The organism is Roseateles puraquae (assembly GCF_002205845.1).
Taxonomy (GTDB): domain Bacteria; phylum Pseudomonadota; class Gammaproteobacteria; order Burkholderiales; family Burkholderiaceae_C; genus Pelomonas; species Pelomonas puraquae.
Genome location: NZ_NISI01000004.1, coordinates 205,130 through 227,266 on the forward strand (window position 1 = coordinate 205,130; position 22,137 = coordinate 227,266).

Here is a 22,137-nt window from a genome sequence, read left to right on the forward strand (position 1 = left end):
TCAGACGCGCAGGATGCGCTCGCCGCGGCCGATGCCGGAAGCACCCGTGCGGACGGTCTCGAGGATGGACGCGCGGTCGATCGCGTCGATGAAGGCGTCGAGCTTGCCGGCGTCGCCGGTCAGCTCGATGGTGTAGGTTTTCTCGGTGACGTCGATGACGCGGCCGCGGAAGATGTCGGCAGTGCGCTTGATCTCTTCACGCTCCTTGCCGACGGCGCGCACCTTGATGAGCATGAGCTCGCGTTCGGTGTAGTTGCCCTCGGTCAGGTCGACCACCTTGACCACCTCGATGAGGCGGTTCAGGTGCTTGGTGATCTGCTCGATGACCTCGTCGCTGCCGGTGGTCACGATGGTCATGCGCGACAGCGAGGGATCTTCCGTCGGGGCGACGGTGAGGCTCTCGATGTTGTAGCCGCGGGCCGAGAACAGGGCCACGACGCGCGACAGCGCACCCGGCTCGTTCTCGATGAGCAAAGCGATGATGTGTTTCATGGGATGTCGTCCTTCGCGCTCTTCAGTAGCCGGGGCGGTAACCACGGCACCTTGGCGGCGGGTTCGAATCGTTGAGGGAGGTCTGCCTTCGTCGGCTGTGCTCGCCATCCACCGCCGACCTCGCTGCACGCGGTAACGCGCAGCAAGGCCCGCGGCTTCAGCCGTTCACAGGTCTTCCGAGCCCAGCAGCATTTCCGAAATGCCCTTGCCCGCCTTGACCATGGGCCAGACGTTCTCGGTCGGATCGGTGCGGATGTCGAGGAACACAGTGCGGTCGGTCAGGCGCATGGCTTCCTTGAGCGCGCCTTCCACGTCCGAGGGCTTCTCGACCAGGATGCCCACGTGGCCATAGGCCTCGGCAAGCTTCACGAAGTTGGGCAGCGCGTCCATGTAGCTGTGCGAGTAGCGACCCTCGTAATCGAGCTGCTGCCACTGGCGCACCATGCCGAGGTAGCGGTTGTTCAGCGAGACGATCTTCACCGGCGTCTTGTACTGGAAGCAGGTCGACAGCTCCTGGATGCACATCTGGATGCTGCCCTCGCCGGTGATGCAGAACACATCCGCCTCCGGCTTGGCCAGCTTGATGCCCATCGCGTAGGGCAGGCCCACGCCCATGGTGCCCAGGCCGCCGGAGTTGATCCAGCGGCGCGGCTCGTCGAACTTGTAGTACTGCGCGGCCCACATCTGGTGCTGGCCGACGTCGGACGTGATGTAGGTGTCACGATCGCGGGTCAGGCGCCAGAGGGTGTCCACCACCATCTGCGGCTTGATGACCTCGTCGGAGTTCTTGTAGACGAGGCAGTCCTTGCGGCGCCATTCGTTGATCTGGTTCCACCAGGCGTTGACGGCGTTGGCGTCAGGCTTGGCCTGGGCTTCCTTGATCTGCGCGATCAGTTCCTGCAGCACGTCCTTCACGTCGCCCACGATGGGGATGTCCACGCGCACGCGCTTGGAGATCGACGAGGGGTCGATGTCGACGTGGATGATCTTGCGCTCCACCTGCGCGAAGTGCTTGGGGTTGCCGATCACGCGGTCGTCGAAGCGCGCGCCCACGGCCAGCAGCACGTCACAGTGCTGCATGGTCATGTTGGCTTCGTAGGTGCCGTGCATGCCGAGCATGCCCAGGAAGCGCGGGTCGGTGCCGGGCATGGCGCCCAGGCCCATCAGCGTGTTGGTGCAGGGGAAGCCGAGCAGGTCGACCAGCTGGCGCAACTCCGCCGTGGCTTCACCCAGGATGACGCCGCCGCCGGTATAGATATAGGGTCGCTTGGCCTGCAGCAGCAGCTGCACGGCCTTGCGGATCTGGCCGCTGTGGCCCTTCTTCACCGGGTTGTAGGAGCGCATCTCGATGCGGTCCGGGTAGCTGAACGTGGCCTTGGCCAGCGACACATCCTTCGGGATGTCCACGACGACCGGGCCGGGGCGGCCGGTGCGGGCGATGTGGAACGCCTTCTTCATCGTCAGCGCCAGATCGCGCACGTCCTTGACCAGGAAGTTGTGCTTGACGATGGGGCGCGTGATGCCGACGGTATCGCACTCCTGGAAGGCATCCAGGCCGATGGCGGGCGTCGGGACCTGACCCGTGATGATGACCATCGGGATCGAGTCCATGTAGGCGGTGGCAATGCCGGTGATGGCATTCGTGACCCCGGGGCCCGAGGTGACCAGTGCCACGCCAACCTCGCCGCTGGCGCGGGCGAAGCCGTCAGCCGCGTGCACGGCGGCTTGCTCATGGCGCACCAGCACGTGCTGGATGCTGTCCTGCTTGTAGAGCGCGTCGTAGATGTAGAGCACCGCGCCGCCGGGGTAACCCCAGAGATGGCGCACCCCTTCGGCCTGCAGGCAGCGAACGAGGATCTCGGAGCCGTTGAGCTCCGCGGTGGAGGAATGGGAGGGGGAAGCAGATGACGCCTGGGCGGCGCGCTTCATTTCAGCGGCAGACATGTCCATTTCGAACCTCTGTGAATTTCTCTAACGAAAAACCATTGGTGCTCCTCTTCGCGCCCTCGTGAGGCGGATTCGGAACCTGCGCAGTCAGCCAGTGGGCCCGTGTCGGGCGACCATGGAGAGAGCAATGACTCTTTGTGCGAAGCAGCATTATGCCGATCAAAAATGGTTGAGCCTTCGTATCAGACGAATGCCATAATCTGCGCTGCTGTCCGGACCCGCTCTCCGCCTTGGCCACCGACAAAGAACTCAACGATTTCCTGCGCACCGTGGACCGCCGCGCGTTCAAACGCACGGCCTACCTCGTTCGCGACGACGATGCCGCCCTGGACATCGTGCAGGACGCCATGATCAAGCTGGCCGAAAACTACTTCGACCGCCCGGCGGCCGAACTGCCGTTGCTGTTCCAGCGCATCCTGTCGAACGCGACGATGGACTATTTCCGTCGCCAGAAGACGCGTAATGCCGTCATGACGAACATGTCTGACTTCGAGGGCGGCGACCCGGACGGTGACTTCGACCTGCTGGAAATCCTCGAGAGCCACGAAGGCGCCTTGGGCGCGTCAAGCGCGGCCGACGAGGTCAGCCGGGCGCAAATCTTGCAAAGGATCGAATCGGAAGTCGAACAGCTGCCGGCGCGTCAACGAGAGGCCTTCCTCCTGCGTTACTGGGAGGAACTGGATGTTGCAGAGACCGCCGCCGTCATGGGCTGCTCCGAAGGCAGTGTGAAAACACATTGCTCGCGGGCCGTGCATGCGCTGGCCAAGTCGCTCAAGGCCAAAGGGATCACGCTATGAAGTCGCCGTCGAACGTTTCCGCCCCCTCCTCTGACCTGGACGCCCGCCTGGCGCGGTTCGGGCAACGCGTGGCCGCCAGCCTCAATGAGCGCAGCGCCGACCTGCCCCACGACGTGACCGAGCGCCTGCGCTTCGCGCGAGAGCAGGCCCTTGCCCGAGCGGCTGAAGCCCGCGCCGCCCGCACGGTGGCGGCCACGGCCAGCCCCAGCGTGGTGCAGATGGGCGCCGTGTTGGCCACGTCGGGCGGCCCGGGTCTACCCGGCGTTGGCGGCCAGGGTGGCAACGGTTTGTGGGCCAAGCTGATCTCCATGCTGCCGCTGCTGGCCTTGCTGGCCGGCCTGCTGCTGATGCACCAGGGTCAGCTCCACGAGCAGATCGTGGCCGCCGCCGAGGTCGATACCGCCCTGCTCAGCGACAACCTGCCTCCCGCCGCCTTCAGCGACCCCGGCTTTGCCGAGTACCTGCGGGACAGCCAAGAATGAACGGACACGCATGACCCGAGCCGCGCTGGCGCCAGCCGTCTCCCTCACCCGTCTCCTGACGACCCTGCTGCTCGGCGCCGCGGGGTTTTCTGCTTTTGCGCAGGCGCCCGAAGCCACCGCAGCCTCCGCTCCCGATACCGGCGCCACGCCGGTGACTGCACCTGCAGCCCCGCCGCCCGCGCCCGTGGTGCGACCGCCCGCGCCGGTGCTGCCGCCCGTGTCGGCGCTCGCCGCCGCGCCCAACTGGCAGGGCCTCACGCCCGCCCAGCGCGACCTGCTGGCTCCGCTGGCCAACGACTGGGACAAGCTCGGCCCGACCCAGCGCAGCAAATGGCTCAATGCCACGCCGCGTCTGGCCACACTGCCGCCGGCCGAACTCGCCCGCCTGCACGAGCGCATGCGTGATTGGGCCCACCTGACGCCCAGCGAGCGCGCCAATGCGCGGGTCAGCTTCCAGGTCGCCAAGCAGGTGGACGCCGAACAGCGCCAGGCCAAGTGGGAGGCCTACCAGGCCCTGCCGCCCGAGAAGCGCCAGGAGCTGGCCGAGAAGGCCGAAGCCCGCCGCAAGGCCCAGACCAAGGCGACCGGCCCCAATCCCAAGCCGCTCGGCGCCACGCCAAAGTCCAACATCGTGCCGGCGGCACCCAAGCTCGTCGCACCCATTCCGGTCACCGGCAGCCTCGTGCAGGCCAAACCGGGCGCCACCACCGTGCTCATCACACGCGGCCTGGCGCAGCCCAGTCACCATGCGGCGGGCGAATCCAAGGTCGTGGCCGATCCGTCCCTGGTCGACCCCAAGACGCTGCTGCCCAAATCGCTCAAGGCGCCCGCCGCGTCCACCCCGCGTTCATGACGACGGCGGCAGATCCGGCTGCCCCGCCGCCAGGCCTGGGGCGGCGCTTCGCAGCCTTCCTGTACGAAGGCGTGCTGCTGTTCGGCGTGGTGTTCTTTGCCGGGCTGCTCTACTCGATCCTGACCCGCCAGCAGCACGCGCTGCAGGGTCGCACCGGCATGGGCGTGGTCATTTTCCTGGTGGTTGGTCTGTACTTCGTCGGCTTCTGGACGCGTACCGGCCAGACGCTCGCCATGAAGACCTGGCACTTGCGGGTGGTCGACAGCCAGGGCCGCCCGCTGGGCCTGGTGCGCGGCGTCATGCGCTACCTGCTGAGCTGGCTGTGGTTCCTGCCCGCCCTGCTGAGCGCGCGGCTGCTCGGGCTGCACAGCGGCGGCGCGATCGTGGGCTGCCTGATCGCAGGCGTGCTGGCCTATCTGCTCGTGGCACGCCTGCACCCTCAGCGACAATTCCTGCACGACGCGATCTGCGGCTCGCGTGTCATCACCCAGCTCCCGCAGCCTTCATGAGCAACCCCCACAAGGGCCGCACTGGCCTGGACCGCATCATCCACGCCGCCGGCTACTCCTGGGCTGGCCTCAAGGCGGCCTACACCGGTGAAAGCGCCTTCCGCCAGGAAACCTGGCTGTGCGTCATCGCCGCGCCGTTGAGCTACTGGCTGGCCAAGAGCTGGGAGCAGGCTGCGCTGCTGCTCGGCTCGCTGGTGCTGGTGCTGATCGTGGAGCTGCTCAACTCAGCCGTGGAGGCCGTCGTCGACCGGGTGTCGTTCGAGCGGCACGAACTCTCCAAGCGCGCCAAGGACATCGCCAGCGCCGCCGTGTTGATGTCGCTGCTGCTGGCCGGCGGCATTTGGGGTGCTGCCGCCTGGCAGCACCTGCGCTGAACGCGCGGCGGGCCTGGGCTCAGACGGCCGCTTCGTCCGTCTCGCCGGTGCGGATGCGCACCACCTGCTCCACCGGCAGCACAAAGATCTTGCCGTCGCCGATCTTGCCGGTCTTGGCGGCCTTCAGGATGGCGTCGATGCAACGTTCCACGTCGTCGTCCTTCACCACCACTTCCACCTTGACCTTGGGCAGGAAGTCGACCACGTACTCCGCGCCGCGGTAAAGCTCGGTGTGGCCCTTCTGGCGGCCGAAACCCTTGACCTCGGTGACGGTCAGCCCGGAAGCACCGACTTCCGCCAGGGCTTCACGCACTTCGTCCAGCTTGAAGGGTTTGATGATGGCGGTGATCTGCTTCATGACGGGCACTCCGGGTTGGCTGGTTGGGCCTGAGTTTACGCACGGAACTTCGACGTGATCGGATAACGCCAATCACGCCCGAAGCCGCGGTGGGTGATGCGGATGCCCACCGGCGCCTGGCGGCGCTTGTACTCGTTGATCTTGATGAGCCGCGTCACCCGCTCCACGTCCTCGGGCTTGAAGCCGGCCGCGATGATCTCGGCGATGGATTCGTCCTGCTCCATGTAGCGGGCCAGGATGGCGTCCAGCACCGGGTACGGCGGCAGGCTGTCCTCGTCCTTCTGGTCGGGGCGCAGTTCAGCCGAAGGCGGGCGGGTGATGATGCGCTCGGGAATGATCTCCGCGCCCTGGGCATTGCGCCAGCGTGCGAGGCGGAACACGAGCGTCTTGGCCACGTCCTTGATGACCGCAAAGCCGCCGGCCATGTCGCCGTAGAGCGTGCAGTAGCCGGTGGCCATCTCGCTCTTGTTGCCGGTGGTCAGCACGATGCTGCCGAACTTGTTGGACAGGGCCATCAGCAGCGTGCCACGGATGCGCGCCTGGATGTTCTCTTCGGTCGCGTCCAGCGGCAGGCCTTTGAATTCGCCCGCCAGCGTGGCATTGAAAGCGTCGAACATCGGCACGATGCTCATTTCGTCGTAACGCACGGAGAGGCGCTCGGCCATGTCGCGGGCGTCGATCCACGAGATGTCGGCCGTGTAAGGCGACGGCATCATCACGGCGCGCACCTTGTCGACACCCAGCGCGTCCACGGCCACGGCCAGCACCAGGGCGGAGTCGATGCCGCCGCTCAGGCCGATCAGCGCACCGGGGAAGCCGTTCTTGCCGAGATAGTCGCGCACACCGCAGACCAGCGCCTGCCAGACCTGCGCTTCCATCTCCGGCACGGGCGCAATCTCGCCCTGCAGGCGGCCGGCGTCCAGCGTCAACAGGGCGAGTGCCTCCTCGAACATCGGCGCACGCGCTGCCAGGCTGCCATCAGCCTGCACCGCGAACGAGGCACCGTCGAAGACCATCTCGTCCTGCCCGCCGACTAGATGGGCGTAGACCAGCGGCAAGCCCGCCGCGCGGGCTCGTTCGGCCATGCGGGCCTCGCGCTCCTCGACCTTGCCGATGTGAAACGGCGAGGCGTTGATCACGCACAGCAGCTCGGCACCCGCCGCCTGAGCGGCCGCGGCGGGTTCGTCGAACCAGGCGTCCTCGCAGATCAGCAGGCCCACGCGCGTGCCCTTCACGTCCACCACCACGGCGCCCAGGCCCGCGTCGCGCCCTGAGTAGAAGTAGCGGCGCTCGTCGAACACCTGGTAGTTGGGCAGCTCGCGCTTGGCGTAGCTGGCCTTCACTTGGCCATCGGCCAGCACCGAGGCCATGTTCAGGCAGGGCGGCAGCGACCAGCTGCGCTCCCGCGCCACGCCGCCCGCGCGCTCGCGCGGATGGCCCACCACCACATGCAAGCCCGGCAGCGCCGCCAGGGCGGCGGCGATGCGAGCGAGTTGCTCCTCACAGGCGGCGAGGAAGGCCGGCCGCAGCAGCAGGTCTTCCGGCGGGTAGCCGCACAGCGCCAGCTCGGGCGTGACGAGCAGATCAACCCCAGCCACATGCGCGGCGCGCGCTTGGGCAATGATGCGGTCTGCGTTGCCACCCAGATCACCGACGACGACGTTGATCTGGGCCAGGGCAATCTTCAAGGGCGAGGGCATGGGCGAGAGCAAATCAGAACCGGAAACCAGCATTGTCATTCGGGTCGACGATGACCCTTCCGCGATGCCGGACGAGGCCTGGGACGCGCTGCTGGCGCGCCAGGCGCGCCCGACCCCCTTCATGCGCCTGGCCTACCTGCGCGCGCTGCATGCCAGCGGCTCGGCCACCGGCGCCACGGGCTGGCAGCCGCAGTTCGTGTCGCTGTGGCGCGGCAACGAACTGCTGGCGGCCTGCCCGGCCTACCTGAAGTCGCACAGCTACGGCGAATACGTCTTCGACTGGGCCTGGGCCGAGGCCTACCACCGCCACGGCCTGCGCTACTACCCCAAGCTGCTGGTCGCCGTGCCCTTCACGCCAGTGCCGGGCAGCCGCCTGCTGGCGGTGGACGATGACGCGCGCGCCCTGCTGGCCCAGGCCCTGCGCGCGCTGGCACGCGAGACCGGGGCATCGTCGCTGCATGTGCTGTTCGGCGACGACGCCGATCAATCCGCGCTTGCCGCGGCTGGCTGCTCAGCACGCACCGGGGTGCAGTTCCACTGGACGGCCGAGGGCGATACCGACTTTGCGGGTTTCCTGGCGCGGCTGCAGCGCGAGAAGCGCAAGAAGATCCAGCAGGAACAGCGCCGGGTGCGCGAGGCCGGCATCCGTTTCGAGGCCCGTACGGGTGCCGAACTGACCGACGACGACTGGAACTTTTTCTACCGCTGCTACCAGCTCACCTACCGCGCTCATCACAGCAAGCCCTATCTGACCCGGGACTTCTTCACCCGCATGGCCCGCGACATGCCCGAGCACTGGCTGCTGTTCAACGCCTCGCGGGGTGACGAGCGCGTGGCGGCGTCACTCATCGCGCTGGACCCGCAGCGCCGCGCGGCCTTCGGGCGCTACTGGGGAGCGGTGGAGCACATCCCCAATCTGCACTTCGACGCCTGCTACTACCAGCCGCTGGCCTGGTGCATCGAGCACGGCTACCAGCGCTTCGAGGGCGGCGCGCAGGGCGAGCACAAGATGGCCCGCGGCCTGATGCCCACGCCCACCGCTTCGAGCCACTGGCTGGCGCATCCATCGTTCGCCGATGCGGTCAACGACTTCCTGGCGCGCGAGGGCGAGGCCATGGCCGGCTATCTGGACGAACTGCACGAGCACGCGCCCTTCAAGGCCAGCGGCGCAGCGGACCCGGCCCCCTAGAAAAGCAAAAGGCGCCACATCTGCGGCGCCTTGAGGTGCGGCAGGCCGCTCACGCGGCCCGGGCCTGCGGTCAGGCCTTGTAGTTGGCCATGCCTTCGGTGATCTCGCGCTTGGCGGCGTCCACGCCTTCCCAGCCCTTGACCTTGACCCACTTGCCCTTCTCCAGGTCCTTGTAGTGCTCGAAGAAGTGCTGGATGGCCGCGCGGCGGGCGGGGTTCACGTCTTCGATCTTTTGCCAGTGGTCGTACATCGGCAGGATCTTGCTGGTGGGCACGGCCAGCAGCTTGGCGTCGCCGCCGGCTTCGTCATCCATCATCAGCACGCCCAGGGGCCGGCAGGTCACGACCACGCCCGGCTGCAGCGCGAACGGCGTGATGACCAGCACGTCCACCGGGTCCCCGTCGTCAGCGAGCGTGCGCGGGATGTAGCCGTAGTTGCACGGGTAGTACATCGGCGTCGTCAGGAAGCGGTCGACGAACAGGGCGCCGGTGTCCTTGTCAACCTCGTACTTGATCGGGTCGGCATTCATCGGGATCTCGATGATGACGTTGAATTCATCCGGCGCCTTGGCGCCAGGGGTCACGTTGTGCAGGCTCATGGTCGTAGTTCTAGGGCTAAGGAAAACCCCGATTCTAGGTTTGCTGGTAAACGCTCCCCTTACACGCAGAAGTCGGCACTAAGCTCGGCCGCGCAGGCCCCGGCAGCCCGCTTGGGGCCGAACACCACAAGCACCTGAGGAGACTTATTCATGTCGACGGAGATGGCGCTGTATTTCGCGCTGGCCTGCGGCCTCGCGGCCGTTCTTTATGGTTTCATTCAACGAAGCTGGATCCTGAGTCAGGACGCGGGCAATGCCCGCATGCAGGAAATCGCCACGGCGATTCAACAAGGCGCGGCGGCCTACCTGGGCCGGCAGTACCGCACCATCGGCATGGTCGGCGTCGTGCTGGCCATCGCGATCGCGGTGTCGGGCCTGGGCACGACGACCGCGGTGGGTTTCGTCATCGGCGCGGTGCTCTCGGGCATCTGCGGCTTCATCGGCATGAACATCTCGGTGCGCGCCAATGTGCGCACCGCGCAGGCCGCCTCCAAGGGCATCGGCCCGGCGCTGGACGTCGCCTTCAAGGGCGGCGCCATCACCGGCATGCTGGTGGTGGGCCTGGGGCTGCTGGGCGTGGGCGGCTTTTATCTGGCCATCGGCGGCGGGCATGACAGCGCGGCGCTCAAGCCCATGCTCGGGCTGGCCTTCGGCTCCTCGCTCATCTCCATCTTCGCCCGCCTGGGCGGCGGCATCTTCACCAAGGGCGCCGACGTGGGCGCCGACCTGGTGGGCAAGGTCGAGGCCGGCATCCCGGAAGACGACCCGCGCAACCCGGCCGTCATCGCCGACAACGTGGGCGACAACGTCGGCGACTGCGCCGGCATGGCGGCCGACCTGTTCGAGACCTATGCCGTCACGCTGATCGCCGCCATGGCGCTGGGCGCGCTGATGGTGCTGGGCAACTCGGCCCAGGCCGGCGTGGTGTACCCGCTGGCGCTCGGCGGCGTGTCCATCATCGCGTCCATCATCGGCTGCTTCTTCGTGAAGGCCAGCGACGGCATGAAGAACGTGATGCCCGCGCTCTACAAGGGCCTCATCGTGGCCGGCGTGCTGAGCCTGATCGCCTTCTTCTTCGTTACCAAGGCGATGTTCCCCGGCGAGGTGGAACTGGCCGGTGGCGCCAAGACCACCGCGATGGCGCTCTTCGGCGCCTGCGTCGTGGGCCTGGTGCTGACGGCCGCCATGGTCTGGATCACCGAGTACTACACGGGTACTCAGTACCACCCGGTGCAGCACGTGGCCCAGGCCTCCACCACCGGCCACGGCACCAACGTGATCGCGGGCCTGGGGGTATCGATGAAGTCCACCGCCTGGCCGGTGCTCTTCGTCTGCGCGGCCATCTATGCGGCCTACATGCTCGCCGGCCTGTACGGCATCGCGATTGCGGCCACGTCCATGCTCAGCATGGCCGGCATCATCGTCGCGCTGGACGCCTACGGCCCCATCACCGACAACGCCGGCGGCATTGCCGAGATGGCCGAACTGCCTGCTGCCGTGCGCGACGTGACCGACCCGCTGGACGCCGTGGGCAACACCACCAAGGCTGTCACCAAGGGCTATGCCATCGGCTCGGCGGGCCTGGCGGCCCTGGTGCTGTTTGCCGACTACACCCATGCGCTGGAAGCCCGTGGCGCGCACATCAACTTCGACCTGTCCGACCACAAGGTGATCCTCGGCCTCTTCATCGGCGGCCTGATTCCCTACCTGTTCGGTGCCATGGCGATGGAGGCGGTGGGCCGCGCGGCCGGCGCGGTGGTGGTGGAGGTGCGCAAGCAGTTCGCCGACGGCGCCATCATGGCCGGCCAACGCAAGCCCGACTACAGCGCGGCGGTGGACATGCTCACGACGGCCGCCATCAAGGAAATGATCGTGCCCTCGCTGCTGCCGGTGGCCGCGCCCATCATCGTGGGCCTGGTGCTCGGCCCGGCGGCGCTGGGCGGCCTGCTGATGGGCACCATCGTGACCGGCTTGTTCGTCGGCATCAGCATGTGCACCGGCGGCGGCGCCTGGGACAACGCCAAGAAGCTCATCGAAGAAGGCTTCAAGGACGACAAGGGCGTGCTGCACAAGAAGGGCAGCGAGGCGCACAAGGCCGCCGTCACCGGCGACACCGTGGGCGACCCCTACAAGGACACCGCGGGCCCGGCCGTGAACCCGCTGATCAAGATCATCAACATCGTGGCCCTGCTGATCGTGCCGCTGCTGCCGTTGCCGGCGGGCAGCCACGCGCCGGCGCCCTCGCCCACCCAAGCCAGCACCACGGCCGAACCGGCGCCCGCGGCCAGCATGGCCGAACTGCCGGCATCCGGCGCCTCTCAGTAAGTGCGCCTCAGTAAACGCGGGTAAATCCGCGCTCAAAACGGCCCGGGAGCGGTCAATTCCCGGGCCGTTTCTGCGTCTGGCGCAGGCAGAATCGCGGCTCATGGCGAGCATGGCAATCACGAGGCACGACCTCACACGGCGACGCGAGCAGCTGCAGGACCTGCAGCGCTATCTCGCCGTGCTGGAGGCCGACCATGACGGCGCCCGCGCCAAACTGCTGGGTTTTCGTCAGCGCTACCTGGAGGCTCTGGGCCCGCTGATGCGTGAGCTCGACGAGCTCGAAGCTCAATTGCACCAGGCCACGGCCGTGCTGTCCGACACCCTGAAGCGCCAGGGGGTGGAAGTGCCGGTGCCCAGCGCCCCGCGTTGCAAGGCCTGGCCCGAGGTGCCGCCCCTGCCCGAGGCCACCCCGCTGCCGCCCGAGCCGACCGGGCCGACGGCCGACCTGCCGCCGCCCAGCCTCAAGACGCTGTACCGGCGCGCCGCCATGCGCTTTCACCCCGACCTGGCCCCCTCCGGCCCCGAACGCGAGGTCTGCGAGCAACGGATGATGGTGGTGAACGAGGCCTACGCCAACGGCGACCGCAGCCAACTGGAAAAGCTGCTGCTGGCCGCGGGCGAACTGCCCGAAAAGGTCATCGGCGGCCCGGCCGACGCGGTGCGCGCCTGGCTCGGCCTGTGCGAGCACATGGTGCAAGGCCGCATCCGCATCGTGCAGGCGCAGATGCTGCTGCTGCAGTCCCTGCAGATGCACGAACTGCGCATCGCCGTCGAACGCGCCGAAGCCGGCGGCATGCGCCCGCTGGACATCATGGCCGCCCGGCTGCGCGCCCAGATTGCAGAACGCCGCCAGGAGCTCTACATCGGCGAGCGCGTGGGCGGCGATGCGAGGCTGGCGGCGGATTTCTTGCGCAAGCGGTATCAGCGCCTGGCTTGATGCCGGCTCACGCCTTCAGCACGACTGCTCGCCATTCGTGACTTCCGGATCACTGCTCGGGTACAGGCAGCACACCTCGCCACGGTCCGAGAAGATCAGCACGACGCCCTTCTTGACCGTGTTGTCACTGGGAAGACCCACACTGACGACACCGTTCGTGGCGGCGCAAAAGTTGTGATCCGTCATCACCGGCGCATGGCCGATCGTCTTGTAGGTCGCGCCCAAGAGTGCCAACTCGGAGCCCGCACCTTCAGCAATGTCGCAGGCTGTCGTGCCGGGCGGCACCACAAGCAACTTGCTGTCATAGGGCTGCGTGCATTCCGGGTCCGTAAAGTAGCTGCAGCTGGCAAATTGGCCGGCGGCTTGCGCCTTGACATAGTAGGTCGTGGTCATGGGGTCGAAACGGTGCGAGTGAGGACGAAACGAAAGCTAACAGCTGAAACCAGCTGAATCGCACCGTTAGACACCGGAAGCAGCCGCTTCGCGGGAATTCGGCACAGCCTTCTGATCAGGAAGGTCACCGCAGGCCCCTGCGGCCTGTCGCATCTCGACCACCAACGGGTCCACTTGGACAAGGGGGACCATCAGCGCCAGGTCCGCTCGAGCCCACTCGCACCGCTGCCCATCAATCGACGTGCCGCGGGCCGCGCCGCGCAGCACCAGTTCATCGATCCGGGCCAGAGCGCGCACGAGGCGAAGCTCCTCGGGGCGCTGCCCCACCGCCTCACGCAAGCGCTCCCGCACCTGCTGCAATTGCAAGGCAGCTGCAGGTCGCCCTTGATGCGTTGCCGCCACAAGGCTCAATCTCGCCCAACGAGCGCGGTCAGGCAGGCGCCGCACCAGCGCCGCGGAGCCACCGGCACCTTCCAACTCGCTGAGCTGCCGGCCCAATGCCGCCAGTTCCTCTCGCCAGGCCGCAGGATCCACAGGAGCTGCCTCCAGCGCCATCAATCGGGTGATGAGCGCCTCGCTGGCCCAGGCGCGGTTGGAAGCATCCCGGGCCACCAGCTCAGAGAAACGGGCCTGCGCCACTTGCATCGCCCGCACGGCCTCCGCGGACCGCCCCAGCATGGTCAGCGTCTCGCCGAGCCACCGGTTCAAGATCGCTTCGCGGTTGGCCGAGGGCGCATCTCCAGGCTGGGCACGTCGCAGCGGCGCCAACACCTCAAGTGCCTCCTGGAAGGTCCGCAGCGCAGCGGGTAGCTCGCCGCGCCACAGCTGGACCTGCCCTAGCCAGCTCAGGCTGCCTGCCAGATCGGAGAGCGCCCGATCTCGCTTGTCGTCGGCCAATTGCTCCATGCCGCGTCGCTTGAGCCGGACAGATTCCTCGAAGGCCTGAGCAGCGTCGCTCAGGCTGCCCGCCTCCAGCGCCAAGGCCCCAAGGTTGGTTTGCGCATAGGACAACTCCAGGAGGGCTTCTCTATCTTCCGGCGCCGCACTCAGCCAGGCTCGGCTCACGGCTCGATAGTCCTCCCACGCCGCTTTGGCTGCCGGCCGGTTGCGTTGCAATTGGTAGACCTGTCCGACCCAGAACGCGGCAGCTCCTTGCGCCTTGCGCCAAGCAGCCGTCAGGTCGGCACCCGGGGGATCCCCCGCCAGCAGCGTGCGCGCGGCCGTCAGCGGCTGCAGCGCGGACTCCAACTCGCGACGGTTCACGCGCACCTCGCCAATCACAGTCAAGGCCTTCGCTCGGTTGAGTCGCTCGACGGGCTGAGTCGGTGCCTGTGCCGCCAGGTGTTCCAAGGCCCGGCCGCCAATGCTGTCGAGCAAATCCAGCTTGCCGATGGGGCGCAGCTTGTCGGAGAAGTCGCCCAGCATGTAGGAAAGCAATTCATCGGACTGCAGGCGCCGCTGCTCAGCCCGCGCCTCGGCCGCTTCGGCGCGCCGCGCCTGCACCACGCTCACCCCGGTCAGCACCAGCAGCGTCACGACCGCCAGGCTCGACGCCGCCACCGCCAGCCGATGGCGCCGCACGAAGAGGCCGAGCACATACCAGCGGCTGTCCGGCCTCGCACTGATGGGCTCTTGCGCCAACCAGCACTGCAGGTCATCCGCCATCGCCTGCGCATTGGCGTAGCGCTCCGCCGGCAGCTTCTTGAGCGCCTTGGCGACGATGGTGTCCAGATCGCCCCGCAGCGCACGCGCTTCACGGGCAATGGCTGCATCGCTGCTCTGCGTCGCCGCCTCGGACAGCCGTCGCGGCACCTGCTCCACCACGGCCTTGAGCAGGTCCAGACGTGTCTGCGTGTCCGCCGCCGTCGGGTGGCCACCGCCGAGCAGCTGGTAGAGCAGCACGCCCAGGGCATAGACGTCGGTGGCCGTGGTCACTTCGGTCTGCTGCACCTGCTCGGGCGCCGCGTACTGCGGCGTGTAGGCGTGGCCGGCGAGCTGGGTCAGCTCGGTGCTGGCCGCGGCCTCGCCCGCGTCGTCCAGCAGCTTGGCGATGCCGAAGTCCAGCAGCTTCACCTCGCCCTCGGGCGTGACGAGGATGTTGCTGGGCTTGAGGTCGCGGTGCAGGATCAGCCGCGCATGCGCATGGCCCACGGCGGCGAGCACGTCCAGAAAGAGGCGCACCCGGGCCTCGATGCCCAGGCCCTTCTCGCGGCAGTAGACGTCGATGGGCTGGCCGTCGACAAACTCCAGCACCAGGTAGGGCTGGCCTTCGGCCACGCCGGCGTCGAGCAGTCGGGCAATGTGCGGGTGGGCCAGGCGGGCCAGGATCTGGCCTTCGCGGGCAAAGCGCCCGGCGCCGCCGGCCGACAGCAGGCCGCTGCGCAGGAACTTGACCGCCACGCGGCCATCAAAGCGCCCGTCGGCGCGCACGGCCGTCCAGACGCTGCCCATGCCGCCCTGGCCGAGCACCTTCTCCAGCCGGTAGGGTCCCAGGGTCATGCCCTCGCCGATGGCCTCCTGGGTGTCCAGGGCCAGGGTGTCGGCCACGGGGCGCTCCAGGAAGCCCTGGTCGCTCAGGGCTTCGTCCTTGGCGAGCAGCGCGCGAAGCTCGTCGGCGAGATCGGCATCCTGGCTGGCCAGGGCCTGCAGCCGGGCATCGCGCCCAGGGGCATCCAGGTCCAGCAGTTCATCGAGCAGGGGGCTGAGCACCTGCCAGCGTTTCTGCGCGGGGCCGCTCATTCGCTGAGGCTCATGGCAAGAAAGAGCTTGGCCTTTTGCCAGTCGCGCTGCACCGTGCGTTCGGTCACGCCCAGGGCCTGGGCGATCTCGTGCTCCAGCAGGCCGCCGAAGTAGCGCATCTCCACGACCTGGGCCAGGCGGGGTTCGAGCTGCGCCAGCTCATCCAGCGCCTCGTGCACCCGCAGCACCTGGGTTTCGTCCTGCGGCGTGAGGTCGGCGATGGCGGTGTTCAGGGTCAGGGCTTGCACGCCGCCGCCGCGGCGCTCCGCCTGGCGAGCCCGCACCAGGTCGATGACGACGCTGCGCATGGCGCGGGCCGCGTAGGCCAGGAAATGCCGTCGGTCGGGAAAGGCGGCGCCCGAGGCGGCGTCCAGACGCATCCAGGCCTCGTGCACCAGGGCCTGGGTGTCCAGCAGCGTGAGATCACCCGCCCGGCGCAGGTTGCTGCGGGCCAGGCGCTGCAGGTCGGCGTACAGCCGGGCGACGACCTGGTCGGCAGCGCCCCGGTCACCGTCCTGGGCCGCCTTCAGCAGTTGGGTGATTTCTTGCACGGGGCGGACTGTAACGGCGCGTTACGGCGGGCTTGGACCGCGATGACGCGATTTTTTTGCAAGTCGATGTCGGGTTCCACAAAAGCCCCCCGTTCTGGAAAGGGAAGACCTTTGTGCGCCGCGCCTTGCGCCGCGCCCCGTACCAGGAGTCGCCCATGAATGTCACCCAGCTCGTTCTCGCATCCAGCGCCCCCACCGGCCGGGGCGGCTACATGCCCACCATGCCGCACGTCGGCTCCCTGCCGGAGCTGGCGCCGCATCTGTCGAGCCGGCTGTCGCGCTGCCGCCGGGCGGGCGAGCGGCTGGCGCTGCTGTGGATCGAGCTGGAGCCCCTGCCTGCGCCACGCGCAGAGCCGGCGCCGGCCCCGCGGCAGGACCTGCTGCGCACCGCCAGCCTGCGAGTGCGCAATCGGGTGCGCGGCACGGATGAAGTCGTGCAGGTGGGCGAACAAGGCCTGGCGGTGCTGCTGCTGGGCGCAGGCGCTCCAGAAGCGGCACTGGTGGCCAACCGCCTGCGCCACACGCTGACCGGCGCCTACGAACTGGAAGGCCGGCTCGCCTACCTGGGCGTGGCCATGGGCGAGGCCATCTACCCTGACAGCGGCAGCTCGGGCACCGAACTGGCCCGCGCTGCCCAGCACAGCCTGGCCCTGCGCCAGGGCAGCTGAGAACACCTCAGACCTCCAGCCACTCCTTGCGGATGTAGGCATTGGCGCGCAAATCCGCTGGGCTGCCCTCGAACACGATGCGGCCGTGGCCCATCACGTAGCAACGCTCGGAGATCTCCATCGCGATGGCGAGCTTTTGCTCGACCAGCAGCACCGCGATGCCGCGGTTCTTGAGTTCCTTCAGGTACTCGGCCACCAGCTCGACGATCTTGGGCGCCAGGCCCTCGGTCGGTTCGTCGATCATGATGAGGTCGGGGTCGCCCATCAGCGTGCGGCACAGGGTGAGCATCTGCTGCTCACCGCCCGAGAGCACGCCGGCCTCGGTGTGCTGGCGCTCCTTCAGGCGCGGGAACATGCGGTACATGTCGTCGAAGCCCCAGCGCGGCTTCTTGCTGCCGGACTTCTCCCCCAGCATCAGGTTCTGGTGCACCGTGAGCTTGGGGAAGATGTCGCGGTTCTCGGGCACATAGCCGAGGCCCAGGTGGGCGATCTCGTAGGCCTTGCGACCGACGAGTTCGGTGTCGCCCCAGCGCACGGAGCCTTTGGCATCCACCTGGCCCATGATGGTCTTGACCGTGGTGGAGCGGCCGGCGCCGTTGCGGCCGAGCAGGCTGACAATCTCGCCGGGGCGGACCTCCATGCTCACGCCATGCAGCACATGGCTCTTGCCGTAGAAGGCGTGGACGTTGTCCAGCCTGAGCGTGCGCCCGGCGCTCATGCGGCGGCTCCTGCCGCTTGCGCTTCGGCCAGCACCGACCCGAGGTAGGCCTCCTGCACGCGGGCATTCGCGCGCACGGCGTCGGGCGTGTCGAAGGCGATGACCTCGCCATACACCAGCACCGCAATCTTGTCGGCCAGGCCGAACACCACACCCATGTCGTGCTCCACGGTCAGCAGGGTCTTGCCCTCGGTCACCTCGCGGATGAGCTGGATGAAGCGCTTGGTTTCGCTCTTGCTCATGCCGGCGGTGGGCTCGTCCAGCAGGATGACGCTGGACCCGCCCGCGATGGTGATGCCGATCTCCAGCGCCCGCGCCTCGGCGTAGGTGAGGTTCATGGCCAGCACGTCGCGGCGCTTGTCGAGCTTGATCATTTCGAGGATCTGCTCGGTGCGGTCATTGGCGTCTTCCAGGTCGGCCAGGAACTTCCAGAAGGCGTAGCGATGCCCCAGGCTCCACAGCACCGCGCAGCGGATGTTCTCGAACACCGACAGCCGCGTGAACAGGTTCGAGACCTGGAAGCTGCGCGACAGCCCCTGGCGGTTGATCTCGTAGGGCTTCTTGCCGTCGATGCGCTGGCCGTGCAGGTGGATGCTGCCCGACGTGGGCGCAAAGCGGCCGCTGATCAGGTTGAACAGCGTGCTCTTGCCCGCACCGTTGGGGCCGATGATGGCCACCCGCTCGCCCGGCTGCACTGCGAGATGGGCACCGCGGATGATTTCGCTCTTGCCGAAGCTCTTGCGCACGTCGCGCAGTTCAAGCGCAAACGTCATAGCGCTTCCCTCCGCTTGATTTCTTTCTCGATGTCTTCCTGGATCTCGCCCCACTCGCGAACGTACTGGCGGCGCACCAGCTCGAAGAGTGCGGCGCCCACCACGATCAGGAAGCCCGCGCCAAACCAGGCGTCCAGGCCAGCGCTGTTCAAGGTGGCGCCCATGAACTTCAGCTCAGGCCCGAGGGCCTCGTTGAGCTGGCGGTGGTAGAGCATCTCGATCATGGTCGCGGCACCGACAAGCGCCGCCAGTGCGGTGCCGAACAGCGCCAGGTAAGACGCCCAGACCTGCTTGAGCTTGCCGAAGGCCGCCACGCGCAGGTTCATCAGGATGAGGCTGGCGAAGCCCCCGGGCGCATACATCACCATGAACAGGAAGATCAGGCCGAGGTAGAGCAGCCAGGCCTTGGTGAGCTCCGACAGCAGCACGCCGCAGATGACCATCAGCACCGCGCCGATGATGGGCCCGAAGAAGAAGGTCGCGCCGCCCAGGAAGGTGAACAGCAGGTAGGCCCCGGAGCGCGTCGCGTGCAGCACCTCGCCGTTGACGATCTCGGTGTTGATCGCGCCCAGGCCGCCCGCGATGCCGGCGAAGAAGCCGGAGATCATGAAGGCCAGGAAGCGCACCCAGTGGGTGTCGTAGCCGACGAACTCGACGCGCTCGGGGTTGTCACGCACGGCGTTGAGCATGCGGCCCAGCGGCGTGCGGGTCAGCGCGAACATGGCGGCCGTGCAGATGAAGCAGTAGACCGCCGCCAGGTAGTACACCTGGATCTGCGGCCCGAAGCTGATGCCCAGCACCGGCTTGCCGATGACCCGGTTGCTGGAGATGCCGCCCTCGCCACCCGAAAACTCGGGCAGCATCAGCGCCAGCGCAAACACCAGCTCGCCGATGCCCAGCGTGATCATCGCGAACGGCGTGCCGGCCTTCTTGGTGGACACATAGCCCAGCAAGGCCGACACGACCAGGCCCGCCAGGCCGCCCACCAGCGGGATGAGGCTGACCGGGATGCCCAGCGTGCCGGCGCCGGCCATGTTCAGCGCATGGATGGCCAGGAAGGCGCCGACGCCGCTGTACACCGCATGCCCGAAGCTCAACATGCCGCCCTGCCCCAGCAGGATGTTGTAGGCCAGGCAGGCGATCACGCCGATGCCCATCTGGGTGAGCATGGTCTGCGCCAGGCCACTCGTCCAGATGCGCGGCGCGACGAACAGCACCAGCGCGAACAGGCCCCAGATGATCCACCGCCCGACGTTGAGCGGCTTGAAATGGAATTCTTGACGTTGAGCCATCAGTCCTCCCGCGTGCCGAGGAGGCCCTTGGGCCGGAAGATGAGGATGAGCACCATGAGCAGGTACGGCAGGATCTGGGCGACGTCTTTAAGGGCCAGACGCAGCACCGGGTAGCCGGGGGTCTGGGGCGTTACCGTGAAGCCCAGGGACGTGAGCAGGGTGGCCAGTGAGCCGTCAACCGTCAGCGGCAAGGTCTGCAGCAGGCCCACCACGAGCGAGCCGACGAAGGCACCGGCCAGCGAGCCGATGCCACCGACCACCACCACCACGAAGATGATGGCGCCGATGAAGGCCGCCATGTTGGGCTCGGTCACGAAGGTGATGCCGCCCACCACGCCCGCCAGGCCCGCCAGCGCGCAGCCGCTGCCGAACACCAGCATCAGCACCCGCGGCACGTTGTGGCCGAGGGCCTCCACCATCTCAGGGTGCGTCAGCGAGGCCTGGATGACGAGACCGACGCGGGTGCGCGTGAGCAGCAGCCACAGGCCCAGCAGCATCAGCAGCGCCACGCCCATCATGAAGGCCTTGGTCATCGGGAAGTTGGAACACAGCGCCGCGGCGCACATCTCGGGCGAAGCCTTGCCCAGCGCGAAGGACATGCCGGCCGTGGGCGACGAGATGATGGTGAAGGCCGAGCCCTCCAGCAACGGCGGCGGTGTGAACGGCACCGCCGTGCGGCCCCAGACCAATTGCACCAGTTCCAGGATGACGTAGGACAGCCCGAAGGTGATCAGGAGCTCAGGCACATGCCCGAACTTGTGCACCCGGCGCAGTGCCAACCGCTCGAAGCCCGCGCCCAGCACGCCCACCGCCAGCGGCGCCAGCAGCAGCGCAAACCAGAAGCCGACCACGCCGACCAGCGAGTACGCCACATAGGCGCCCACCATGTAGAAGCTGGCGTGCGCGAAATTGAGCACGCCCATCATGCTGAAGATCAGCGTCAGCCCGGAGCTGAGCATGAACAGCAGCAGTCCCGACGACAGCCCGTTCAGCAGACTGATGAAGAATTGATCCAAGGCCCGACCCTCGTTAGATGACCTGCCGGGTTGGTTCGGATGGCGTCGCGAGCGAGTCGAGGTCGGGCACGAGGCGCACAGCCGTACTCCCGTACGGCGAGCACCGCGGGCCCGAGATCGGCTCGCGCAGCAGCCAGACGAATCAACCCGGACGCTTCATTTGGCAGGAGGTGGGGGTCGACGACACATAGCTGTCGTACATCTTCACCGGTGCCAGCGTCATGCCCGTCTTCTCCGGGCTGTAGGGGTACTTCGCATCAGCCTTCTGCCAGACCGAGATGAACAGCGGCTGCTGCAGCTGGTGGTCGGTCTTGCGCATGGTGACGTCGCCATTGAAGCCCTTGACCGTCAGGCCTTCGAGCGCGGCGGCGACCTTCACCGGGTCGGTGGACTTGGCGTTGGCCATGGCCTGGCTGACCATGCGCAGGATGTGATCGACGCTCAGCGTGTACATGTCGTCGCTGAACTTCTTGTTGTATTCGTCGGCCACCTTCTGGATGTCGCCGCCCATGTTGTAGTGGCTGTAGGCCACCTGGAACACGCGGCCGGCACCGCCCTGGCCCAGCGCCGTGGGCGTGCCGGTGACGCCGGTGTAGTAGGTGAAGAACTTGCCGTTGTAGCCCGCCTCGTTGGCCGCCTTGACCAGCAGCGCCAGGTCGGAGCCCCAGTTGCCGGTGATGACGGTGTCGGCGCCGCTGGCCTTGATCTTGGCGACATAGGGCGCGAAGTCGCGCACCTGGGCGAGCGGGTGCAGGTCTTCGCCGACGATCTGCACGTCAGGGCGCTTGCGGCCGAGCATCTCCTTGGCGTACTTGGCGACCTGGTGGCCGTGGGCGTAGTTCTGGTTGAGCAGGAAGACCTTCTTGACGTCAGGCTGGTCCTTCATGAAGGTGGTCAGCGCTTCCATCTTCATGGAGGTGTCGGCGTCGAAGCGGAAGTGCCAGTAGCTGCACTTGCTGTTGGTGAGGTCGGGGTCGACCGCCGAGTAGTTCAAGTAGACGATTTCCTTGCCGGGGTTGCGCTCGTTGTACTTGGTGACAGCATCACTCAGCGCCAAGGCCACGCTGGAGCCGTTGCCCTGCATGATGTAGCGGATGCCCTGGTCGGTGGCGGCCTTCAGCAGGTTCAGCGACTCGGCAGGGCTGAGCTTGTTGTCGAAGGGCACGATCTCAAACTTCACGCCCGCCGGGTTGCTCTTGTTGTACTTCTCTGCGAGGAACTGGAAGGTCTTCACCTGGTTCTGGCCCACCGGCCCCATCAGCCCGGACAGGGCATCGATGTAGGCCAGCTTGACCGTTTCACCCTTCTGCGCATAAGCCCCACTCGCCGCAAGCACGAGGGTGGCAGCGGCGATGAGGCGCAAGGGGGACCGGGTCGCGTGGTTGTCGAACATGCTTGTCTCCTGTTGTTGGACTCGAGGTCTTTG

The 22,137-nt window shown here is 67.3% G+C and carries 22 protein-coding genes; 9 read left to right on the forward strand and 13 right to left on the reverse strand.

Going from position 1 to position 22,137, the window contains the following annotated elements; translation table 11 throughout:
* Entirely contained in the window at window positions 1-492 is a 492-nt protein-coding gene (gene ilvN / locus CDO81_RS12425) for an acetolactate synthase small subunit (protein WP_088483533.1), read from the reverse strand.
* 165 nt (window positions 493-657) lie between these two features.
* A complete protein-coding gene (locus tag CDO81_RS12430; protein WP_088483534.1) occupies window positions 658-2,442 on the reverse strand; it encodes an acetolactate synthase 3 catalytic subunit in 1,785 nt (594 codons plus the stop codon).
* A 227-nt stretch (window positions 2,443-2,669) separates the two neighbouring features.
* Between CDO81_RS12430 and CDO81_RS12435 the strand changes: the two genes are divergently transcribed.
* From CDO81_RS12435 to CDO81_RS12455, 5 genes are read left to right on the forward strand one after another with little or no spacing between them, the layout of a single operon-like run.
* Complete coding sequence (locus CDO81_RS12435; RefSeq protein ID WP_088483535.1) at window positions 2,670-3,236, forward strand: RNA polymerase sigma factor; 567 nt, start codon at window positions 2,670-2,672, stop codon at window positions 3,234-3,236.
* A complete protein-coding gene (locus tag CDO81_RS12440) occupies window positions 3,233-3,718 on the forward strand; it encodes a DUF3619 family protein (RefSeq protein WP_088483536.1) in 486 nt (161 codons plus the stop codon). The genes CDO81_RS12435 and CDO81_RS12440 overlap by 4 nt, the downstream gene beginning before the upstream one ends.
* Before the next feature lie 10 nt (window positions 3,719-3,728).
* Window positions 3,729-4,571 carry a DUF3106 domain-containing protein gene (locus CDO81_RS12445; protein WP_088483537.1) on the forward strand — a complete coding sequence of 281 codons (843 nt, stop codon included), beginning with the start codon at window positions 3,729-3,731 and terminating at the stop codon, window positions 4,569-4,571.
* Window positions 4,568-5,080: an RDD family protein gene (locus tag CDO81_RS12450; RefSeq protein WP_088483538.1), complete on the forward strand. Its 513-nt coding sequence runs from the start codon at window positions 4,568-4,570 to the stop codon at window positions 5,078-5,080. Before CDO81_RS12445 ends, CDO81_RS12450 begins: the two co-directional genes overlap by 4 nt.
* Window positions 5,077-5,454 carry a diacylglycerol kinase gene (locus CDO81_RS12455; protein WP_088483539.1) on the forward strand — a complete coding sequence of 126 codons (378 nt, stop codon included), beginning with the start codon at window positions 5,077-5,079 and terminating at the stop codon, window positions 5,452-5,454. Before CDO81_RS12450 ends, CDO81_RS12455 begins: the two co-directional genes overlap by 4 nt.
* A gap of 19 nt (window positions 5,455-5,473) precedes the next feature.
* Here the strand turns inward: CDO81_RS12455 and CDO81_RS12460 are convergent, their stop codons facing one another.
* Window positions 5,474-5,812, reverse strand: coding sequence for a P-II family nitrogen regulator (locus CDO81_RS12460; protein ID WP_088483540.1), 339 nt, complete (start codon window positions 5,810-5,812; stop codon window positions 5,474-5,476).
* Window positions 5,813-5,847: 35 nt separating this feature from the next.
* A complete protein-coding gene (locus CDO81_RS12465) occupies window positions 5,848-7,512 on the reverse strand; it encodes an NAD+ synthase (protein WP_088483541.1) in 1,665 nt (554 codons plus the stop codon).
* Between the two features lie 64 nt (window positions 7,513-7,576).
* On the opposite strand from CDO81_RS12465, the gene CDO81_RS12470 reads away from it, so the two are divergent.
* A complete protein-coding gene (locus CDO81_RS12470; protein WP_088483574.1) occupies window positions 7,577-8,701 on the forward strand; it encodes a GNAT family N-acetyltransferase in 1,125 nt (374 codons plus the stop codon).
* A gap of 70 nt (window positions 8,702-8,771) precedes the next feature.
* Here CDO81_RS12470 and ppa read toward each other — a convergent pair whose 3' ends face one another.
* Window positions 8,772-9,299, reverse strand: a complete 528-nt coding sequence (gene ppa, locus CDO81_RS12475) for an inorganic diphosphatase (RefSeq protein ID WP_088483542.1) — start codon at window positions 9,297-9,299, stop codon at window positions 8,772-8,774.
* Window positions 9,300-9,449: 150 nt separating this feature from the next.
* Here ppa and CDO81_RS12480 point away from each other — a divergent pair, with 150 nt between their 5' ends.
* Both CDO81_RS12480 and CDO81_RS12485 read left to right on the forward strand, forming a co-directional pair.
* On the forward strand, window positions 9,450-11,624 hold the full coding sequence (locus CDO81_RS12480; RefSeq protein ID WP_088483543.1) for a sodium-translocating pyrophosphatase: 2,175 nt from the start codon (window positions 9,450-9,452) through the stop codon (window positions 11,622-11,624).
* 109 nt (window positions 11,625-11,733) lie between these two features.
* Complete coding sequence (locus CDO81_RS12485) at window positions 11,734-12,561, forward strand: J domain-containing protein (RefSeq protein WP_158218260.1); 828 nt, start codon at window positions 11,734-11,736, stop codon at window positions 12,559-12,561.
* Between the two features lie 15 nt (window positions 12,562-12,576).
* Here the strand turns inward: CDO81_RS12485 and CDO81_RS12490 are convergent, their stop codons facing one another.
* The 3 genes from CDO81_RS12490 to CDO81_RS12500 all read right to left on the reverse strand — a co-directional run bounded on the left by CDO81_RS12490 (window position 12,577) and on the right by CDO81_RS12500 (window position 16,244).
* A complete protein-coding gene (locus CDO81_RS12490) occupies window positions 12,577-12,954 on the reverse strand; it encodes a hypothetical protein (RefSeq protein ID WP_088483545.1) in 378 nt (125 codons plus the stop codon).
* A 66-nt stretch (window positions 12,955-13,020) separates the two neighbouring features.
* Window positions 13,021-15,693: a serine/threonine-protein kinase gene (locus CDO81_RS12495; RefSeq protein WP_088483546.1), complete on the reverse strand. Its 2,673-nt coding sequence runs from the start codon at window positions 15,691-15,693 to the stop codon at window positions 13,021-13,023.
* Window positions 15,690-16,244 carry an ECF-type sigma factor gene (locus CDO81_RS12500; RefSeq protein ID WP_088483547.1) on the reverse strand — a complete coding sequence of 185 codons (555 nt, stop codon included), beginning with the start codon at window positions 16,242-16,244 and terminating at the stop codon, window positions 15,690-15,692. The genes CDO81_RS12495 and CDO81_RS12500 overlap by 4 nt, the downstream gene beginning before the upstream one ends.
* A 155-nt stretch (window positions 16,245-16,399) precedes the next feature.
* On the opposite strand from CDO81_RS12500, the gene CDO81_RS12505 reads away from it, so the two are divergent.
* Window positions 16,400-16,912: a diguanylate cyclase domain-containing protein gene (locus CDO81_RS12505; RefSeq protein WP_088483548.1), complete on the forward strand. Its 513-nt coding sequence runs from the start codon at window positions 16,400-16,402 to the stop codon at window positions 16,910-16,912.
* Window positions 16,913-16,919: 7 nt separating this feature from the next.
* Here CDO81_RS12505 and CDO81_RS12510 read toward each other — a convergent pair whose 3' ends face one another.
* The 5 genes from CDO81_RS12510 to CDO81_RS12530 form a co-directional block, all read right to left on the reverse strand.
* Window positions 16,920-17,630 (reverse strand): ABC transporter ATP-binding protein, encoded by a 711-nt coding sequence (locus CDO81_RS12510; protein ID WP_088483549.1) that lies wholly within the window; start codon window positions 17,628-17,630, stop codon window positions 16,920-16,922.
* The gene (locus CDO81_RS12515; protein WP_088483550.1) at window positions 17,627-18,403 is read right to left on the reverse strand and encodes an ABC transporter ATP-binding protein; all 777 of its coding nucleotides are present in this window, start codon (window positions 18,401-18,403) and stop codon (window positions 17,627-17,629) included. The genes CDO81_RS12510 and CDO81_RS12515 overlap by 4 nt, the downstream gene beginning before the upstream one ends.
* Entirely contained in the window at window positions 18,400-19,695 is a 1,296-nt protein-coding gene (locus CDO81_RS12520) for a branched-chain amino acid ABC transporter permease (RefSeq protein ID WP_088483551.1), read from the reverse strand. The genes CDO81_RS12515 and CDO81_RS12520 overlap by 4 nt, the downstream gene beginning before the upstream one ends.
* Window positions 19,695-20,654, reverse strand: coding sequence for a branched-chain amino acid ABC transporter permease (locus CDO81_RS12525; protein ID WP_241516982.1), 960 nt, complete (start codon window positions 20,652-20,654; stop codon window positions 19,695-19,697). The genes CDO81_RS12520 and CDO81_RS12525 overlap by 1 nt, the downstream gene beginning before the upstream one ends.
* A 199-nt stretch (window positions 20,655-20,853) precedes the next feature.
* The gene (locus CDO81_RS12530; protein WP_088483553.1) at window positions 20,854-22,104 is read right to left on the reverse strand and encodes a branched-chain amino acid ABC transporter substrate-binding protein; all 1,251 of its coding nucleotides are present in this window, start codon (window positions 22,102-22,104) and stop codon (window positions 20,854-20,856) included.
* Window positions 22,105-22,137 lie beyond the last annotated feature (33 nt).

Excerpts from the sequence above, each read along its gene's own strand:
- ilvN (WP_088483533.1), bottom strand. The coding sequence starts at position 492 with ATGAAACACATCATCGCTTTGCTCATCGAGAACGAGCCGGGTGCGCTG.
- CDO81_RS12430 (WP_088483534.1), bottom strand. The coding sequence starts at position 2,442 with ATGGACATGTCTGCCGCTGAAATGAAGCGCGCCGCCCAGGCGTCATCT.
- CDO81_RS12440 (WP_088483536.1), top strand. The coding sequence starts at position 3,233 with ATGAAGTCGCCGTCGAACGTTTCCGCCCCCTCCTCTGACCTGGACGCC.
- CDO81_RS12445 (WP_088483537.1), top strand. The coding sequence starts at position 3,729 with ATGACCCGAGCCGCGCTGGCGCCAGCCGTCTCCCTCACCCGTCTCCTG.
- CDO81_RS12450 (WP_088483538.1), top strand. The coding sequence starts at position 4,568 with ATGACGACGGCGGCAGATCCGGCTGCCCCGCCGCCAGGCCTGGGGCGG.
- CDO81_RS12455 (WP_088483539.1), top strand. The coding sequence starts at position 5,077 with ATGAGCAACCCCCACAAGGGCCGCACTGGCCTGGACCGCATCATCCAC.
- CDO81_RS12460 (WP_088483540.1), bottom strand. The coding sequence starts at position 5,812 with ATGAAGCAGATCACCGCCATCATCAAACCCTTCAAGCTGGACGAAGTG.
- CDO81_RS12465 (WP_088483541.1), bottom strand. The coding sequence starts at position 7,512 with ATGCCCTCGCCCTTGAAGATTGCCCTGGCCCAGATCAACGTCGTCGTC.
- CDO81_RS12470 (WP_088483574.1), top strand. The coding sequence starts at position 7,577 with ATGCCGGACGAGGCCTGGGACGCGCTGCTGGCGCGCCAGGCGCGCCCG.
- ppa (WP_088483542.1), bottom strand. The coding sequence starts at position 9,299 with ATGAGCCTGCACAACGTGACCCCTGGCGCCAAGGCGCCGGATGAATTC.
- CDO81_RS12480 (WP_088483543.1), top strand. The coding sequence starts at position 9,450 with ATGTCGACGGAGATGGCGCTGTATTTCGCGCTGGCCTGCGGCCTCGCG.
- CDO81_RS12485 (WP_158218260.1), top strand. The coding sequence starts at position 11,734 with ATGGCAATCACGAGGCACGACCTCACACGGCGACGCGAGCAGCTGCAG.
- CDO81_RS12490 (WP_088483545.1), bottom strand. The coding sequence starts at position 12,954 with ATGACCACGACCTACTATGTCAAGGCGCAAGCCGCCGGCCAATTTGCC.
- CDO81_RS12495 (WP_088483546.1), bottom strand. The coding sequence starts at position 15,693 with ATGAGCGGCCCCGCGCAGAAACGCTGGCAGGTGCTCAGCCCCCTGCTC.
- CDO81_RS12505 (WP_088483548.1), top strand. The coding sequence starts at position 16,400 with ATGAATGTCACCCAGCTCGTTCTCGCATCCAGCGCCCCCACCGGCCGG.
- CDO81_RS12510 (WP_088483549.1), bottom strand. The coding sequence starts at position 17,630 with ATGAGCGCCGGGCGCACGCTCAGGCTGGACAACGTCCACGCCTTCTAC.
- CDO81_RS12515 (WP_088483550.1), bottom strand. The coding sequence starts at position 18,403 with ATGACGTTTGCGCTTGAACTGCGCGACGTGCGCAAGAGCTTCGGCAAG.
- CDO81_RS12520 (WP_088483551.1), bottom strand. The coding sequence starts at position 19,695 with ATGGCTCAACGTCAAGAATTCCATTTCAAGCCGCTCAACGTCGGGCGG.
- CDO81_RS12525 (WP_241516982.1), bottom strand. The coding sequence starts at position 20,654 with ATGCTCAGCTCCGGGCTGACGCTGATCTTCAGCATGATGGGCGTGCTC.
- CDO81_RS12530 (WP_088483553.1), bottom strand. The coding sequence starts at position 22,104 with ATGTTCGACAACCACGCGACCCGGTCCCCCTTGCGCCTCATCGCCGCT.